Below are 14,811 nucleotides of genomic sequence, written 5' to 3' on the forward strand. Positions count from 1 at the left end.
GTCGGCCGGTCGGGCAGCGCCGACGTCGGTGTCGACCGGCCGATGGTCTCGACGGTCAGTGTCGACCGTTCGACACGGGGTCGGCCGTGGCCATCCCGTTGTCCCACAGCTCGCGGTACTTCCCGTCCAACGCCAACAGCTCGTCATGAGTTCCGAGCTCGATGACCGCGCCCGACGACACCACGGCGATCCGGTCGGCGCGCGCGGCGGTGGCGAGGCGGTGGGCGACGATCACCGACGTGCGGGCACGGGTCAACCGTCGGCTCGCGTCGAGGACCTGGGCCTCGGTGGCCTGGTCGAGGGTGGCGGTCGCCTCGTCGAGCAGCAACAGGTCGGGATCGACCAACTCGGCGCGGGCGAGGGCGATCAGCTGGCGCTGGCCTGCCGAGAGTCCCTGCCCGCGCTCACCGACCCGATGCAGCATGCCGCCGCGCTGGCGGGCGATCATCTGCGTGGCACCGACGGCGGTCGCCGCCGCGACGACGTCGGCGCGCGAGGCACCGGGGCGGCCGTAGGCGATGTTCGACGCGATCGTGCCGGTGAACAGGTGCGGCTCCTGCGGTACCACCCCGAGCCGAGCCCGGTAGGCGGCGAGGGGATGGCTGCGGATGTCGGTGCCGTCCATCCGGACCGACCCGGTGGTCGGATCGTAGAAGCGGGCGAGCAGCTTGACGATCGTCGACTTGCCCGCGCCCGTCTCGCCGACCAGGGCCAACGACGTGCCGGCGGGGATGTCCAACGACACCCGGCCCAGTGCGTCGCTCGAGGCACCCGCGTAGCGGAACCCGACGGCGTCGAGTTCGGCGTGACCGTCGAACCGCAGGGGCGCGATGTCCTCCCGGTCGACGATGCCGTCCCCGTCCGACCTGTCCCCCTCCGACATATCACCGTCGGGCGTGATGACGCTGCTCGGCGTCCGCAGGAGGTCGCCGATCCGACGCAGCCCGACGACGGCCTGCTGGTAACCGTCGAACACCTGCGAGAGCTGCTGGACCGGCGCGAACAGCATGCCGAGGTACAGCACGAAGGCGACGAGGGTGCCCGGCCCGGCGCTGCCGTCGAGCACCTGACGCGCACCGATCGCGACGACCCCGGCGGTGGCGAGATCCGACATCAGGCTGATGAAGGGGAAGTACAGCGAGATCGCCCGCTGCGACACCATCCGCGCGGCGACGTACTCCCCGGCACGTCCGGCGAAGCGCTCGTCGGCGCGCTCGGCGTTGCGGTAGAGGAGCGTGGTGCGCAGACCCGACACGTTCTCCTGGAAGTCGGCGTTGACCACGCTGACGAGTTCCCGCGACCGGGTGTAGGCGCGTGACGACACGCGCTGGAACACGACGGTGGCGACGATCAGCGGCGGGAACACGATCAGCATCACCGCGCCGAGGGTGGGGTCGGTGAGCACGAGGGCCACCGCGACCCCGACGATCGTCAGCACCGAGATGACCGCCGTCGACAGACCGGTCTGCAGGAACGACGACAGCGCGTCGATGTCGGTCGTCATCCGCGTCATGATGCGGCCGGAGAGCTCGCGCTCGTAGTAGTCGAGACCGAGGCGCTGCAGGTGCGCGTAACTGCGGACCCGCAACGTGAACAGGATGCGTTCGCCGGCACGGGTGCTCGTGATCGTCACCACCGACAGCGCGACCCAGCCGATCGCCACCAGCCCGAGTCCGGCGATCGAGGCGACCAGGAGGTTGTCGAGATGATCGGCGGTCGAGGCGTTGACGCCGACGCGCGCCAGGGACGGGAACGCGAGCCCGACCAGGGTGTCGATCGCGATCGCGCCGATAGCCACCGCGAGGAGGAGTCGCACCGGTCGCAACAGACCGCGCAGGGAGAACGAGGGGTCGTGGCGGCGGGCCCGGTCGACGTCGACGTCGGGGTCCTCGTCGGCGGGTGGCAACGCGTCGACGGCGCGCAGCAGGGCGGGGGTCGCCGGCATCGATCCCAACGCACCCGACACGCCGCCTCCGCCGCGGCGTCCCACCCGGGCCGGGGCGACCCGGGGTGCGCCGAGGCCGGCCTGATGCGCGGCCGGGTCGAGGGTGTCGGTGTCTGCGGAGACCTCGGGGTCGTCGGGCCACAGCGCGGTCGGGTCCACGACGCGCTCGTCCGCATCGGTCGGCTGTACCTCGTCGGTGTGCGCGACCACCGGCGCGGCCGGCGACATCAGCGCACGGAACAGCGGGCACCGCTCGTCGAGCTCCGCCGGCGTCCCGGAGTCGATCACACGGCCCTCGTCGAGGACGACGACACGGTCGGCGACGGTGAGCGTCGACGGGCGGTGGGCGACGAGCACCAGTGTCCGGTCGCCGGTCGAGCGCAGGGACCCGAGGATCGCCGCCTCGGTGGTGGCGTCGACGGCGGAGGTGGCGTCGTCGAGCACCAGCAGCGGGGGATCGGCGAAGAAAGCTCGGGCCAGGGCGATCCGCTGGCGTTGCCCACCCGAGAGCGTCAGCCCCCGTTCGCCCACGACGGTGTCGTAGCCGTCGGGCAGCGCGGCGATGAAGTCGTGGGCCGCCGCGCGCCGGGCGGCGGCCTCGATACGGGTGCGGACCGATCCGTCGCGGCCGTCCTCGCCGTGGTCGCGATCCGAGCCCGGCCCGAGACCGATGTTGGCGGCGATCGTGTCGGAGTAGAGGAACGGTTCGTCGAACACGATCCCGACGTGTTCCCGCGCGCTGTCGGGGGCGAGATCGGCGAGCGGGTGGCGGGTGCGTCCCGTCCCGGCGTGGGCGCCGACGACCGAGACGGTGAGGTCGAGGTCGCCCGAGTCGGGACGGTAGATCCCCCCGATCAGCGCGGCCAGCGTGGACTTGCCGCTGCCCGGCGGACCGACGACGGCGACGCACTCGCCCGCCGCGATGTCGAGGTCGACCCCGGAGAACAGCGGGGTCCCGTCGGGGAACGTGAACCGCAGGTCGTGGGCGTGCAGTCCGACGGGCCCGGGGGACAGCCGCCCGGTGTTCGCCAGCGCGGGGTCGGTCGGGTGGTCGATGACGTCGTAGACGCGCTCGACGGCGGCGCGCGCGAGTTGCGCCGACACGATGAGGTTCGTCAGCAACCGGGCGAGCCCGGTCATCGTGGTGATGTAGGTGGCGAAGGCCAGGAACGTGCCGACGGTGATGTCGCCGCGGGCGGTGAGGTAGCCGCCGAGAGCGATCACCGCGACGAGGGCGATCTGGGGGATCGCGTTCATCGTCGGGGTGAAGCGGGAGTTGATCCGCGCGGCCCGCATCCGTTGGGCGAACAACCGCCGACCGTGGCCGACCAACTCGTCCACCGAGCGGTCTTCCTGGCCGAAGCCCTTCACCACGCGCACCCCGGTGACGGTCTCCTCGACGTGCTGGGCGACGTCGGCGGCCGACTGCTGGGCCGACCAGGTCGCGGCGAACAGGGCCTTACGGGTGCGGAACGCGACGACCGCGATGGCCGGGATCACCAGCAGGGCGACGACGGTCAGCAGCGGCGACAGGTAGGCCATGATGCCGAACGCCAGGACGACCTGCAGGAGCGCGCCGATCGACAACGGCACCATGGCGAGCAGTCCCTGCACCAGTTGCAGATCGGAGATCGAGCGCGACACCACCTGACCGGTGACGATCTGGTCCTGCGCCGTGCCGTCGAGACGCAGGAGGGTCCGCAGCAGGGACAGGCGCAGTGTGTTCTGCACGTTGAGCGACAGCCGTCCGGCGGTCAGGCGCCGCAGATACGCCGAACCGAACCGGACGACGCCGGCGATCGCGAGCATCACCGCGAGGGTGTCGATGGAGAACCCGTGCGACGCCGTGCGCGTCGCGGTGTCGATGGCCGCCTTCGCGATCAGCGGGACACCGAGGTCGATGGCGACACCGATGACGGTGACCGTGAGGGTCACGGTCACCAGGGTGCGGTTGTGCAGACATTCGCGCGCCAGACGCGCGACCCAGCCCGATCTCACCGACGGCCGGTGTTCGCGGGGCCCTTCTCGTCGTCGGGCCCCGCTAGGGCCGAGATCGGATCGACGACGGTGCCCTCGATCGTCCAGGCGGGCGGCGGCGGACCGAATGCCTCGGTGGCGTTGGCGATGATGCGTTTGCCGAGGGCACGGTTGCCCGCACCGCCGATGGCGGCGCCCACCCCGGCGGGCAACATCTTGCCGATCATCAACGGCGCCCGACGAGCGGCGTACTTCTTGATGATCCGTTTCATGAGCGCCTTGTTGAGGTTGTTCAGCGCGGGCGTCGGGATCGCGCCGCCGGCCATGCTCTTCAGCGGATTGCGCTTGGAGCCCAGGGCCTTCCCGAGCGCCAGGACGCCCTCCTCGCCGAGGACCACGGCGAGGACGAGGGTCTTGCGCCGTTCGGCGTGGTCGATCGGGATGCCGTGCACCTCGGCGACGGCCAACGCCAACAACGCCGACGCCTCGACGAAGAACGCGGACTCACCGCCGATCGCCGCGATCGAGGCGATGGTGCCCACGCCGGGTACGGCGGCCGTGGCGCCCGCGGCGCCGCCGGAGGACATCACCGTCGTGAGGTAGCGCTTCTCGAGTCGCTCGATGATCTGCGCGGGGGTGTCGGCGGGATGTGCCGACCGCATGCGACGCACGTAGGCCGCGACGGCCGGTGACTGCAGGCGCTGTGCCCGATCGATGATCGAGACGATCGTGCCGGAACTGCCCTCCTGCTTGGCCACCGCCGCCGACTGTGCGCCCGCGTCGTCGCCGTGCGAGCGGTTCCAGATCACAGCGGGTCCGCGGCGACCGGCGCGGCATCACGCGGCGAGACCTGTTCGGCCGCGGGCGGCGGGGGAGGCGGGGTGCCGTCGCCGAACGGGCGGCCGCCGAGCTCCTCGCGGTGATGCGGGGTGTTCCATCCGCTCAGATCCGGTCCCTGCGGGACGATCCCGGTCGGGTTGATGTCGGTGTGGACCATGTAATAGTGCTGCTTGATCTGGGTGAAATCGGTGGTGTCACCGAAACCCGGGGTCTGGTACAGATCGCGTGCGTAGGCCCACAGGACCGGCATCTCCGACAGCTTCGACCGGTTGCACTTGAAGTGTCCGTGGTAGACGGGATCGAAGCGGGCCAGCGTCGTGAACAGGCGGACGTCGGCCTCGGTGATGGTGTCGCCCACCAGGTATCGCTGGCGGGACAGGCGTTCGCTGATCACGTCGAGGTGGGTGAAGAGACGGGCGTAGGCGCGCTCGTAGGACTGCTGACTGCCGGCGAACCCGCATCGGTACACACCGTTGTTGATCTCGGTGAACACGCCGTGGTTCACCTCGTCGATCTCCGCCCGCAGGTGCTCGGGATACAGCGCGGGGGCGCCGTCGCGGTGGTACTCGGTCCACTCCGTCGAGAAGTCGATGGTGATCTGCGGGAAGTTGTTCGTCACGACCTGTCCGGTGGGGACGTCGACCATCGCCGGGACGGTGATGCCCTTCTCGTAGTCGGGGAAGCGGGCGAGGTAGGCGTCCTTGATCCGCGGGATCTGCAGCACCGGGTCGACGCCGCCGGGATCGAGGTCGAAGGTCCAGCTGTCGGCGTCGTGCGTGGGGCCGCACAACCCCATGGAGATCGCGTCCTCGAGCCCCAGCAGCCGGCGGACGATGATCGTGCGGTTGGCCCACGGGCAGGCCCGCGCCACGACCAGCCGATAGCGGCCCGGCTCGACCGGGTAGCCATCGGACCCGTCGCGGGTGATGCGGGTCTCGATGTAGTTGGTGTCGCGGACGAAGTCCGAACCCGGCTCGACGTACTTGCCGGGCGTGGTCCACGTGCTGTTGCCGCTGGCGTCTGACTCCTGTGTGCTCATCGATTCCCAGGTTAGCGGCTCCCGGTGACACGTCGGCGGATCGACGGACACGGTTGCCGCGGAGATGATCGATGTGCGAATATTCCACGCGGAACATATGCCGATCGATCCTCGACGGGAGGGACTCGATGACGACCGACCACGTGGCGTCGACCCATCCGGGCGGGGCGCCGACGGCGACCGCGGTCGACCGCGCCATGACCCCGCTCGCCGTGCTGGTGCTCGGTCTGGCCGCCGAACGACCGATGCACCCCTACGAGATGCTCCAGACCCTCCTCGCCCGCAAGGAGGACCGGTTCGCCAACATCCGACCGGGGTCGCTGTATCACACCGTCGACCGGCTGCTGGCGCGAGAACTGTTGTGCGTCAGCGACATCGAACGCTCGGGGAACAGGCCCGAGCGCACGGTCTACGCCATCACCGACCACGGGCGGGCGGCCCTGGCACATCGGCTGACCGTGCTCCTCCAGACGCCGTCGGCGGAGTACCCCGAGCTCTACCTCGGGCTCGCCGAGGCCCACGAACTGCCCGCGGCGACCGTGATCGAGTCGCTCGCGGTGCGGATCGATGTCCTGACCGCCGAGCGAGCCCTGTTCACCGTGGCCGCCGAGCAGGCGACCGGTCGCGGGGTGTCGGAGATCTACCTGCTCGACATCGGTTGTCGCTGCGCCACTCTCACCGCGCAGATCGACTGGCTGACCGACCTGCACGCCCGACTCGTCGACGGGACGCTGCCCTGGGACGCCGTCCGCGGGTGCCGCGGCGGCGGTCCACCGCTCACATCCGACGACTTCGCCACCGACCCCACGACCCGAGAAGAGAGCCCACGATGACACAGGTACATCCCGCACCGGCGAAGTTCGTGCCGGTCACCGACAGGCCGTGGGCCGCGCTCGGTGCGCTCTGCATCGGGTTCTTCATGATCCTCGTCGACATGACGATCGTGGCCGTCGCGCAGCCGAAGATCCAGGAGGGCCTCGACACCGACTTCAACGGCGTCATCTGGGTGACGAGCGCCTACCTGCTGACGTATGCGGTGCCACTGCTCATCACCGGTCGCCTCGGCGATCGTTTCGGCCCGAAGCTCATGTACCAGGCCGGACTCGTCGTCTTCACGATCGCCAGCGTGTGGTGCGGACTGTCGGGATCGATCGGTGAGCTGATCGCCGCACGCGCCCTGCAGGGACTCGGCGCCGCACTCATCACACCGCAGACGATGTCGCTCATCACCCGCATGTTCCCGGCCGAGAGGCGCGGTGCCGCAATGGGATTGTGGGGCACCGTCGCCGGTGTCGCGACCCTCGTCGGCCCCCTGCTCGGTGGGGTCCTCGTCGACGGCCTCGGTTGGGAGTGGATCTTCTTCGTCAACGTCCCCGTCGGCGTCGTCGGTCTGGTGCTCGCCTGGTGGCTGGTGCCGACCGTCGAGACCACCGGACGCCAGTTCGACCTGATCGGTGTCGCGCTGAGCGCCGCCGGCCTCACCGCGCTGGTCTTCGCCATCCAGGACGGCGAGAAGTACGACTGGGCGGCCTGGATCTGGGTACTGGCCGCGGCCGGTGTGGCCATCATGGGCGTCTTCGTGTGGTGGCAGTCGAAGATCCGCACCCAGCCGCTGGTCCCGCTGTCGCTGTTCCGTGATCGCAACTTCTCGCTGTCGAACATCGGCATCGCCACCATGGGCTTCGCCACCTCCGGACTGTTCGTGCCGATGATGTTCTTCCTGCAGCTCGTCGGCGGCATGACCCCGACGCGATCGGCGCTCATGCTGGTGCCGATGGCCCTGATCACCGGAGTGCTCGCGCCCGTCGTCGGTCGCCTCGTCGACACCGTGCACCCGCGCTACATCATCGGTACCTCGCTGGCGCTCAACGCCATCGCGATCGGCAGCCTCGGTGTCCTCGCCCGTCCCGACACCCCGGTGTGGGTCCTGCTGCTGCCCATCGCGCTCATGGGTCTGGCCAGCGCCGGCATCTGGGCACCGTTGGCCGCCACGGCCAACCGCAACCTGCCGATGGCGCAGGCCGGCGCCGGTGCCGGTGTCTACAACACGATGCGCGTGGTGGGGTCGGTGCTCGGCAGCGCCGCGGTCGGCGCGCTGCTGCAGACGCGGCTCGCCGCCGAACTACCCGGCGCGCAGGTCGCCTCGTCCGGCGCCACCGATCGGATCCCCGAGATCGCCCGTGACGGGTTCGCGACCGCGATGGGTCAGTCGATGTACCTGCCGGCCGCGGTGCTGGGTCTCGGCGTGATCGCCGCGCTGTTCCTGGCCCGTCCGCGGCACATGTCGGTCCCGCCGACGGCGCCGGTGGCCGCACCGACCGCCGCGGCCGCCGATCCCACCCCGGTGCACGGCACCTCCGCGCCCGCCGCGACACCGACGTCGGCGGTCGGGCAGAGCTGAGCGCTTCCGCGGTTGACGCTGCCTGACCAGGTCGGATGTACTGGGCCGATGTTGTCGCGCCTCTCGATCGATCAGCGCCGTGTCCAGCTGATCGACTGCGCTCTCGACCTGGCGCAGCGCACCGGTATGTCCTCGGTGACCGTGCGCGCCGTGGCCGAGGAGGCCGGCGTCTCCCTGGGGATCGTCCACTACTGCTTCGACAGCAAGGACGCCCTCATGGCCGCCATGATCGAGCGTGCGGTCGGCGACCATCTGGCTGCGTTCCTGCGGGTGGAGAGTCTCGACGACCTCGGAGGCGACGTCGCGGCGGCCGACGTGTCCGGTCCGGTCGGCGCCGACGAGCTGCGTGCGCTCCTCACCGGAGCCCTCACCTCGGTGCTCGACGTGGTCCAGGAGGCGCCTGAGCGATGGTTGGTGCTCATCGAGTCGACGGTCGTGTCGTTGCGGGCGCCGTCGACCTCGGGCGCATACTCGACCGCGGCGCGACAGAACGACCTCGCCGAGGACTACGGGTTGCGCTACCTGTCGGCGATCGGGGCCCGCACCGCGATGACGTGGGACGGGTCCGAACGTGCGGTGGTCCGGGCTGCGCTGCAGCTGATCTACGGGATGATCCAGTGGTGGCTGGTCGACCGCGACGACGACCGGGCGCGGACATCGATTGCGCTGCTGTGTGACTGGATCACCGAGCGCGCGACACCCGTCGAACCGGGGGCGCTCAGCGCACGGTGACCGAGATGGAGTGCAGGCCGGTGGCCCCGTCGGGATCGGGGCGTGACTCGACCGCCGACTGCTGGCGACCCTCGCCGTCGATCGCACGCACCGTGAGAACGTGGTCGCCGGGCGCGGCGTCCCACTCCCAACTCCACAGCCGCCACGTATCGACGAGGTCGGGCGCGCGCAGGGTCGCGGTGCGCCACGCGCCGTCGTCCACCCGCACCTGTACGGCGTTGATGCCGCGCGGCTGCGCCCACGCCACACCGCCCACCATCACGCGGCCTGCGCGTACGTCGGCGAGGTCACGGGGCACGTCGATCCGTGAGCTCGTCTTGATGGGTCCCTTCTCCGACCACCCGCGCGTCGACCAGTAGGCCTTCGCCCGGTCGAACCGCGTGACCTCCAGCGAGGTGACCCACTTGGTCGCCGAGACGTACCCGTAGAGCCCCGGCACCACCAACCGCGCGGGGTATCCGTGTTCGACCGGGAGCGGAGCGCCGTTCATCGCCACGGCGAGGATCGAGTCACGGTCGTCGGTGAACGCCTCGATGGGGGTGCCCGCGGTGAACCCGTCGGAGCTGCGTGAGAGCACCATGTCGGCGTCGGGCGACGGTCCGGCGCGGGCCAGCAGGTCCCGCACGCGGTACCCGGTCCACGTCGCGTTGCCGATCAGCGTCCCGCCGACCTCGTTCGACACGCAGGTGAGCGTGACCATCTTCTCGATGGCGGGCATGCGCCGCAGCTGTGCCATGTCGATCTCGAACTCGCGGTCGACCATGCCGTGGACGCGCAGAGACCATGCGCCGCTGGTGATCTGCGGCGGGGACAGCGCGGTGTCGATGCGGTAGAAGTCGCTGTTCGAGGTGATGAACGAGGGCAGCCCGTCGCCACCGTCGGCGGCGGTGTCGACCGAGTTCGTCGCGTCAGGCACCACGAAATCGGCACGATCGCGACCGACGTCGTTGAGACGGTGGTCGAGGGCGACGCCACCGACCCCGGCGATGACCGCGCCCGCGCCGGCCGTGCCGGCCCCGATGAGGAATGCACGTCGGTCGGTGGTGGGGACCGTCTGCGTGTGGACCGGTTCGTCGGTCGAGCCCCCGGGGGCGTCGCGGATCGGGTCGGGCGCCGGATCGAGGCGGCGGGCCATCCACTGCAGGAACACGATCCCGGCGACCACGCCGACGACGGTCGGCACGAACCAGTCGGCACCACCTCCCGGTCGGGTGACCGCGGCGGCGACCCCGAGGATCCCGAACGCGGCGAACATCGCCGACCCCCAGGAGCGTGACCGACGTTCGATGACACCGGCGATCACCGCCAGGACGGCGACGATGATCCCGATACCGACCAGGAGCGCGACCTTGTCTCCCGTGCCGAAGGTGCTGATCGCGAATTCGCGCACGTCCTTGGGCGTCAGATCGATGACCGCCGATCCGACCGCGTAGAGCGGTGAGGCCGCGCGATCGAACAGCGCCGCGACGAGTTGACCGACACCGATCGTCACCGCCGCCGCGACGACGCCGTTGAGTGCACGCAGGGCGATCACGGCCCGCTCGGGGCCGCGTCGCGGGGTCGCCCTGTCGGGCGTGCCCGAGTCGGGTTCGTCGAGACGGTCGGGGGTGGTGGTCACCCGATCCAGTATCCACACGGTGGGCGGCCACGCCTGCGTGGTTCCCGGGACCTGTCGGTACCCGCCCCTACGGTGGGACCATGCGCATCCTGCACACCTCCGACTGGCACATCGGTCGGACCTTCCACGGCGTCGAGCTCCTCGACGATCAACGCCGTGCGCTGGCAGATCTCGCGCGACTGGTGGCCGACGAGCGCGTCGACGTCGTGGTGGTGGCGGGCGACGTCTACGACCGGTCGGTGCCCGGATCCGACGCCGTCGAGGTCTACGACGGGGCGCTGCAGGCGATGGCGGCCGCCGGCGCGACGCTCGTCGTCACCTCCGGCAACCACGACTCGCCGACCCGCCTCGGAGCGGGGTCGTCGTTCGCCGCGGCCGGTGGTCTGCACCTGCGGACCACCCTCGACGCCATCGACGAGCCGGTGGTGCTGTCCGACGTCCACGGCGAGGTCGCGGTCTACGGCATCCCGTACCTCGAGCCGGACACCGTCCGTGACCGACTCGGGGTCCCGCAGGCGCGCAGCCACTCCGAGGTGCTCGCCGCGGCGATGGATCGCGTGCGCGGCCATCTGGCCGGGAGTCCGCGCCGCTCGGTGGTGCTCGCCCACGCGTTCGTGGTGGGTGCGGTCGCCACGGGGTCGGAGCGGTCCATCGCGGTCGGCGGCGTCGAGACGGTCCCGGTCGACACCTTCGACGGCGTCGACTACGTCGCGCTGGGCCACCTGCACTCCCCGCAGGTCGTGCGGGAGACCGTGCGCTACAGCGGTTCACCTTTGCCGTACTCGTTCGGCGAGCGCAGTCACACCAAGGCGGTGACCATCATCGACCTGGGTGCAGACGGGGTCACCGACATCCGCACCGTCGAGCTGGCGCCGGTTCGCGGGCTGAGCTCACTGCGCGGCACCCTCGACGAGCTCCTCACCTCCCCGCAGCACGAGACCGCGCTCGAGCACTATGTCGAGGCGTCGCTCACCGACGCGGTCCGGCCCGTGGATGCGTTGCGCCGCCTGCGAACCCGGTTCCCGCGCGTCGTCCACGTCGAGTGGGATCGCCCGCACTCCGCGGACGGCATCGATTACCGCAGCCGCGTGGTGAACCGGTCCGACACCGAGATCGTGCGCTCGTTCGTCAGCGACGTGCGCAGCGCCCCGACGCCCGGCGAGACAGCATTGCTCGACCTCGCGATCCGCGCCGTCGTCGGCGAACCCGAGTCCGACCACCCGGTCGAGCTGACGCTGTTCGAGCTCGACCCCGGCCTCACCGCATGAGGCTGCACACCCTGCAGATGAGTGCTTTCGGCCCCTTCGCCGAGGAGGCCGCGGTCGATTTCGACGCCCTCGGGTGCGACGGGTTGTTCCTCCTGCACGGCCAGACCGGGGCGGGCAAGACCACCGTCCTCGACGCGGTCGCGTTCGCCCTGTTCGGACGCGTTCCGGGTGCACGGGACGAGGATCGGCGGCTGGTGTCCGATCATGCACCGGCCGGCGACATCCCCCGCGTCGTTCTCGAGGCCACCATCGGCGGTCGACGTATGCGCGTGTCCCGGTCGCCCGAGCACCGCCGTCGGAAGAAGCGGGGGGAGGGGTTCACGACCGTCCCCGCCGCCGGCACGCTGGTGTGGCTCGACGGGTCCGGTCCGTCGTTGAGCCGTCTGAGCGACATCGGCGAGGTGATCTCCCGCATCCTCGGGATGAGCGCCGAGCAGTTCTTCCAGGTGGTTCTTCTGCCGCAGGGGGATTTCGCCCGCTTCCTGCGCGCTGCCACCGACGACCGGGAGAAGTTGCTCGAGAAGCTGTTCGAGACCGATCGCTTCAACGATCTCGAGGCGTGGCTGCGTGATCGGGCGCGATCGACCCGCGCCGAACGGAGCGATCGCGAACAGACCGTCGACCGGATCGCGGCGCAGATCGCCGGGCTCGTCGGCGACGAGCAACCGATGGAGGCCGATCCCGACTGGGCGCAGGCCCATCTCGAGGCCGCCCGCGTCGACGCGGCCGACGCCGCCGCCGCACTGCAGCGAGCCCGGGACTCCGCGCAGACCGCCGACGCCGCACTCGCCGCCGACACCCGCACGCACGACCTGCAGTCGCGTGCCGCAGTCGCCCGCACCCGCCTCGACGCGCTCGACGGCAGTCGCGAGCTCCTCGACTCCGCGCGCGACGCCCTCGACGCGGCACGGCGCGCCGAGCCGATCCGGCCCCTGATCGACGACCGCGACCGGGCCCACGCGCTCAGCGCTCGAGCACAGGCGTCGCTCGCCGACGCGACCCGATCACTGGTCGACCTCCCCGAGGGGGCGGGTCTGCTCGGCGAACTCTCGTGGCCCCCGGCGCACTCCGACACCGCGACCATCGACGCCCACATCGATCGCTGGTCGGCCGAGTCGGGTCGGCTGGCCCCGATCGCCGAGCGTGCGCGGCGGCGACCGCAGATCGTGGCCACGATCGACGGACTCGAGGCCGAGTCGGCGGCCGCGGTCGCGACCCTGGAGGAGATCGACCGCGAGTCGACGTCGCTGCCGGCCGCACTGGCGGCGGCGCAGGAGGCGGTCGACGCATCCCGGACGATGGGCTCCCGACTGCCCGGCCTGCGGGAGCGGCTGACCGCGGCGCGATCGAGACACGCAGCGGCGCAACGTCTTCCCGAGCTCGACGAAGCGCTGACCCGTGCCCGTACCGCCGCGGCGGCGGCCCACGAGCGTCACCTCGCCACGCGGGAGCGACAGCTGACGCTGCAGCAACGCCGTATCGACGGGATGGCCGCCGAGCTCGCCGGGCGTCTGCGCGCGGGCGAGCACTGCGCGGTCTGCGGTGCCGTCGAGCACCCGGCTCCCGCGGTCGCGAGCGGTGCCCCGGTGTCGGAGGCGGAACAGATCGACGCGGACTACGCCGAGAAGCAGGCCGCCGACCGCCGCGCGGCCGCCGTCGATCGAGTCGCGACGGCCGAACGGGAACGTGCGGTGGTGGCCGAGGCCTGTCGCGGTGTGACGATCGAGGACGCCGCAGCCGAGGTGGTCCGGCTCGCCGACGAGGCGGACACCGTCGAGACGATCGCCGCGGCCCTCGACGCCCGCATCGCCGCCACCGACGAGATCGCCTCGCGCGTCGACGATCTCCGCTCGCGCGCCGCCGCGACACGCGAGAAGCAGGCCGGTCGCCGCGAACGCATCGCGACCCTGGGCGCCGACCTCGCCGATCTCGACGCGGAGGTGTCGGCGGCGACCGACGGCACCGGGACGGTGCACGAGCGTCGCGACCACCTCGCAGCCCTGTGTCGGTCGTCGACCGCGCTGCGGGACGCGCGCGTCGCCGCCGAGCACGCCGACGCCCGGGCGCGGGAGATCACCCGGCGGATCGAGACCCTCGCCGCCGAGGCCGGATTCGTCGACGTCGCGCAGGCCTGTGCGGCCCTGGCCGATCCGGCGACGGTCACCTCCTGGGACGAGCAGATCCGGCAGGCGTCCGCGATCCGCGCGGCCGCGGTGGCGACCCTCGACGACCCGGAGGTGGCCGCGGCCGCCGCCGGGGACCCCGTCGACCTCGCTCACCGCGCACGGGACCGCGAGGCGAGCGCGACGGCACTCGACGCGGCCACGCATCGACACTCGCGCGCCGCCGACCGCTTCGCCCGACTGCAGGACCTCGCGGCGGGGTACTGGTCGGCGCTGTCGGTGCTCGCTCCGGTGCTCGAACGCGACCGCGAGGTGCAGGGGCTGGCCGATCTGGTCGCCGGGCGGGGACAGAACTCCCGCCAGATGTCGCTTCGCTCCTACGTGCTGGCGGCCCGACTCGAGGAGGTGCTGGTCGCGGCGTCGACACGACTGCGCGAGATGTCCTCGGGGCGGTACGAATTCGCCCACACCGACGCGGCGGCATCGCGCGGACGCCGCAGCGGTCTCGGGATCGAGGTGCGCGACGAGTACACCGGCGCGGTACGCCCCGCCACGACACTGTCGGGCGGGGAGACGTTCTTCGCATCCCTGGCGCTCGCGTTGGGCCTCGCCGACGTCGTGTCAGCGGAGTCCGGTGGTCGCGTCCTCGACACCATGTTCATCGACGAGGGCTTCGGCACCCTCGACCCCGAGGCGCTCGATCTCGTGATGCGCGTGCTCGACGACCTCCGTTCCGGGGGGCGGGTGGTCGGTGTCGTGAGTCACGTCGACGAGATGAAGGCGCGGATACCCGCGCAACTCCACGTGATCCGCGCCGAGGCCGGTTCCCGTCTGGCCATGGTGGGCGCGGCGGTCTGACCCGTCGTCG

9 protein-coding genes are annotated in these 14,811 nt (G+C 71.3%); 5 read left to right on the forward strand and 4 right to left on the reverse strand.

Annotated features, from left to right (window positions below; all coding sequences use genetic code 11):
- Positions 1-55 precede the first annotated feature (55 nt).
- The 3 genes from OG579_RS21740 to OG579_RS21750 are packed head-to-tail and all read right to left on the reverse strand — an operon-like array spanning position 56 to position 5,801.
- Positions 56-3,943: an ABC transporter ATP-binding protein gene (locus tag OG579_RS21740; RefSeq protein ID WP_328857632.1), complete on the reverse strand. Its 3,888-nt coding sequence runs from the start codon at positions 3,941-3,943 to the stop codon at positions 56-58.
- Positions 3,940-4,680: a hypothetical protein gene (locus OG579_RS21745; RefSeq protein WP_328859322.1), complete on the reverse strand. Its 741-nt coding sequence runs from the start codon at positions 4,678-4,680 to the stop codon at positions 3,940-3,942. Before OG579_RS21745 ends, OG579_RS21740 begins: the two co-directional genes overlap by 4 nt.
- Positions 4,681-4,727: 47 nt before the next feature.
- On the reverse strand, positions 4,728-5,801 hold the full coding sequence (locus tag OG579_RS21750) for a glutathione S-transferase family protein (RefSeq protein ID WP_045822182.1): 1,074 nt from the start codon (positions 5,799-5,801) through the stop codon (positions 4,728-4,730).
- A 128-nt stretch (positions 5,802-5,929) separates the two neighbouring features.
- Between OG579_RS21750 and OG579_RS21755 the strand changes: the two genes are divergently transcribed.
- Genes OG579_RS21755 through OG579_RS21765 form a run of 3 tightly spaced genes read left to right on the forward strand, consistent with a single transcriptional unit; the run spans position 5,930 to position 8,934 of the window.
- Positions 5,930-6,634, forward strand: coding sequence for a PadR family transcriptional regulator (locus tag OG579_RS21755; protein WP_328857633.1), 705 nt, complete (start codon positions 5,930-5,932; stop codon positions 6,632-6,634).
- Positions 6,631-8,202, forward strand: coding sequence for an MFS transporter (locus OG579_RS21760; RefSeq protein WP_328857634.1), 1,572 nt, complete (start codon positions 6,631-6,633; stop codon positions 8,200-8,202). The genes OG579_RS21755 and OG579_RS21760 overlap by 4 nt, the downstream gene beginning before the upstream one ends.
- 48 nt (positions 8,203-8,250) lie before the next feature.
- Positions 8,251-8,934: a TetR/AcrR family transcriptional regulator gene (locus OG579_RS21765; protein ID WP_328857635.1), complete on the forward strand. Its 684-nt coding sequence runs from the start codon at positions 8,251-8,253 to the stop codon at positions 8,932-8,934.
- Here OG579_RS21765 and OG579_RS21770 read toward each other — a convergent pair.
- Complete coding sequence (locus tag OG579_RS21770) at positions 8,921-10,552, reverse strand: molybdopterin-dependent oxidoreductase (protein ID WP_328857636.1); 1,632 nt, start codon at positions 10,550-10,552, stop codon at positions 8,921-8,923. The two genes, OG579_RS21765 and OG579_RS21770, sit on opposite strands and share 14 nt — an antisense overlap.
- An 80-nt stretch (positions 10,553-10,632) precedes the next feature.
- Here OG579_RS21770 and OG579_RS21775 point away from each other — a divergent pair, with 80 nt between their 5' ends.
- The gene (locus OG579_RS21775) at positions 10,633-11,820 is read left to right on the forward strand and encodes an exonuclease SbcCD subunit D (protein WP_328857637.1); all 1,188 of its coding nucleotides are present in this window, start codon (positions 10,633-10,635) and stop codon (positions 11,818-11,820) included.
- On the forward strand, positions 11,817-14,801 hold the full coding sequence (locus OG579_RS21780) for an SMC family ATPase (protein ID WP_328857638.1): 2,985 nt from the start codon (positions 11,817-11,819) through the stop codon (positions 14,799-14,801). The genes OG579_RS21775 and OG579_RS21780 overlap by 4 nt, the downstream gene beginning before the upstream one ends.
- Positions 14,802-14,811: the final 10 nt, after the last annotated feature.

The sequence above is a fragment of the Williamsia herbipolensis genome, assembly GCF_036153515.1.
Taxonomy (GTDB): domain Bacteria; phylum Actinomycetota; class Actinomycetes; order Mycobacteriales; family Mycobacteriaceae; genus Williamsia_A; species Williamsia_A herbipolensis.

What these genes read in the sequence shown, in the direction of transcription:
- OG579_RS21750 (WP_045822182.1), bottom strand. Translation starts at nt 5,801, where the DNA reads ATGAGCACACAGGAGTCAGACGCCAGCGGCAACAGCACGTGGACCACG.
- OG579_RS21755 (WP_328857633.1), top strand. Translation starts at nt 5,930, where the DNA reads ATGACGACCGACCACGTGGCGTCGACCCATCCGGGCGGGGCGCCGACG.
- OG579_RS21760 (WP_328857634.1), top strand. Translation starts at nt 6,631, where the DNA reads ATGACACAGGTACATCCCGCACCGGCGAAGTTCGTGCCGGTCACCGAC.
- OG579_RS21765 (WP_328857635.1), top strand. Translation starts at nt 8,251, where the DNA reads ATGTTGTCGCGCCTCTCGATCGATCAGCGCCGTGTCCAGCTGATCGAC.
- OG579_RS21775 (WP_328857637.1), top strand. Translation starts at nt 10,633, where the DNA reads ATGCGCATCCTGCACACCTCCGACTGGCACATCGGTCGGACCTTCCAC.
- OG579_RS21780 (WP_328857638.1), top strand. Translation starts at nt 11,817, where the DNA reads ATGAGGCTGCACACCCTGCAGATGAGTGCTTTCGGCCCCTTCGCCGAG.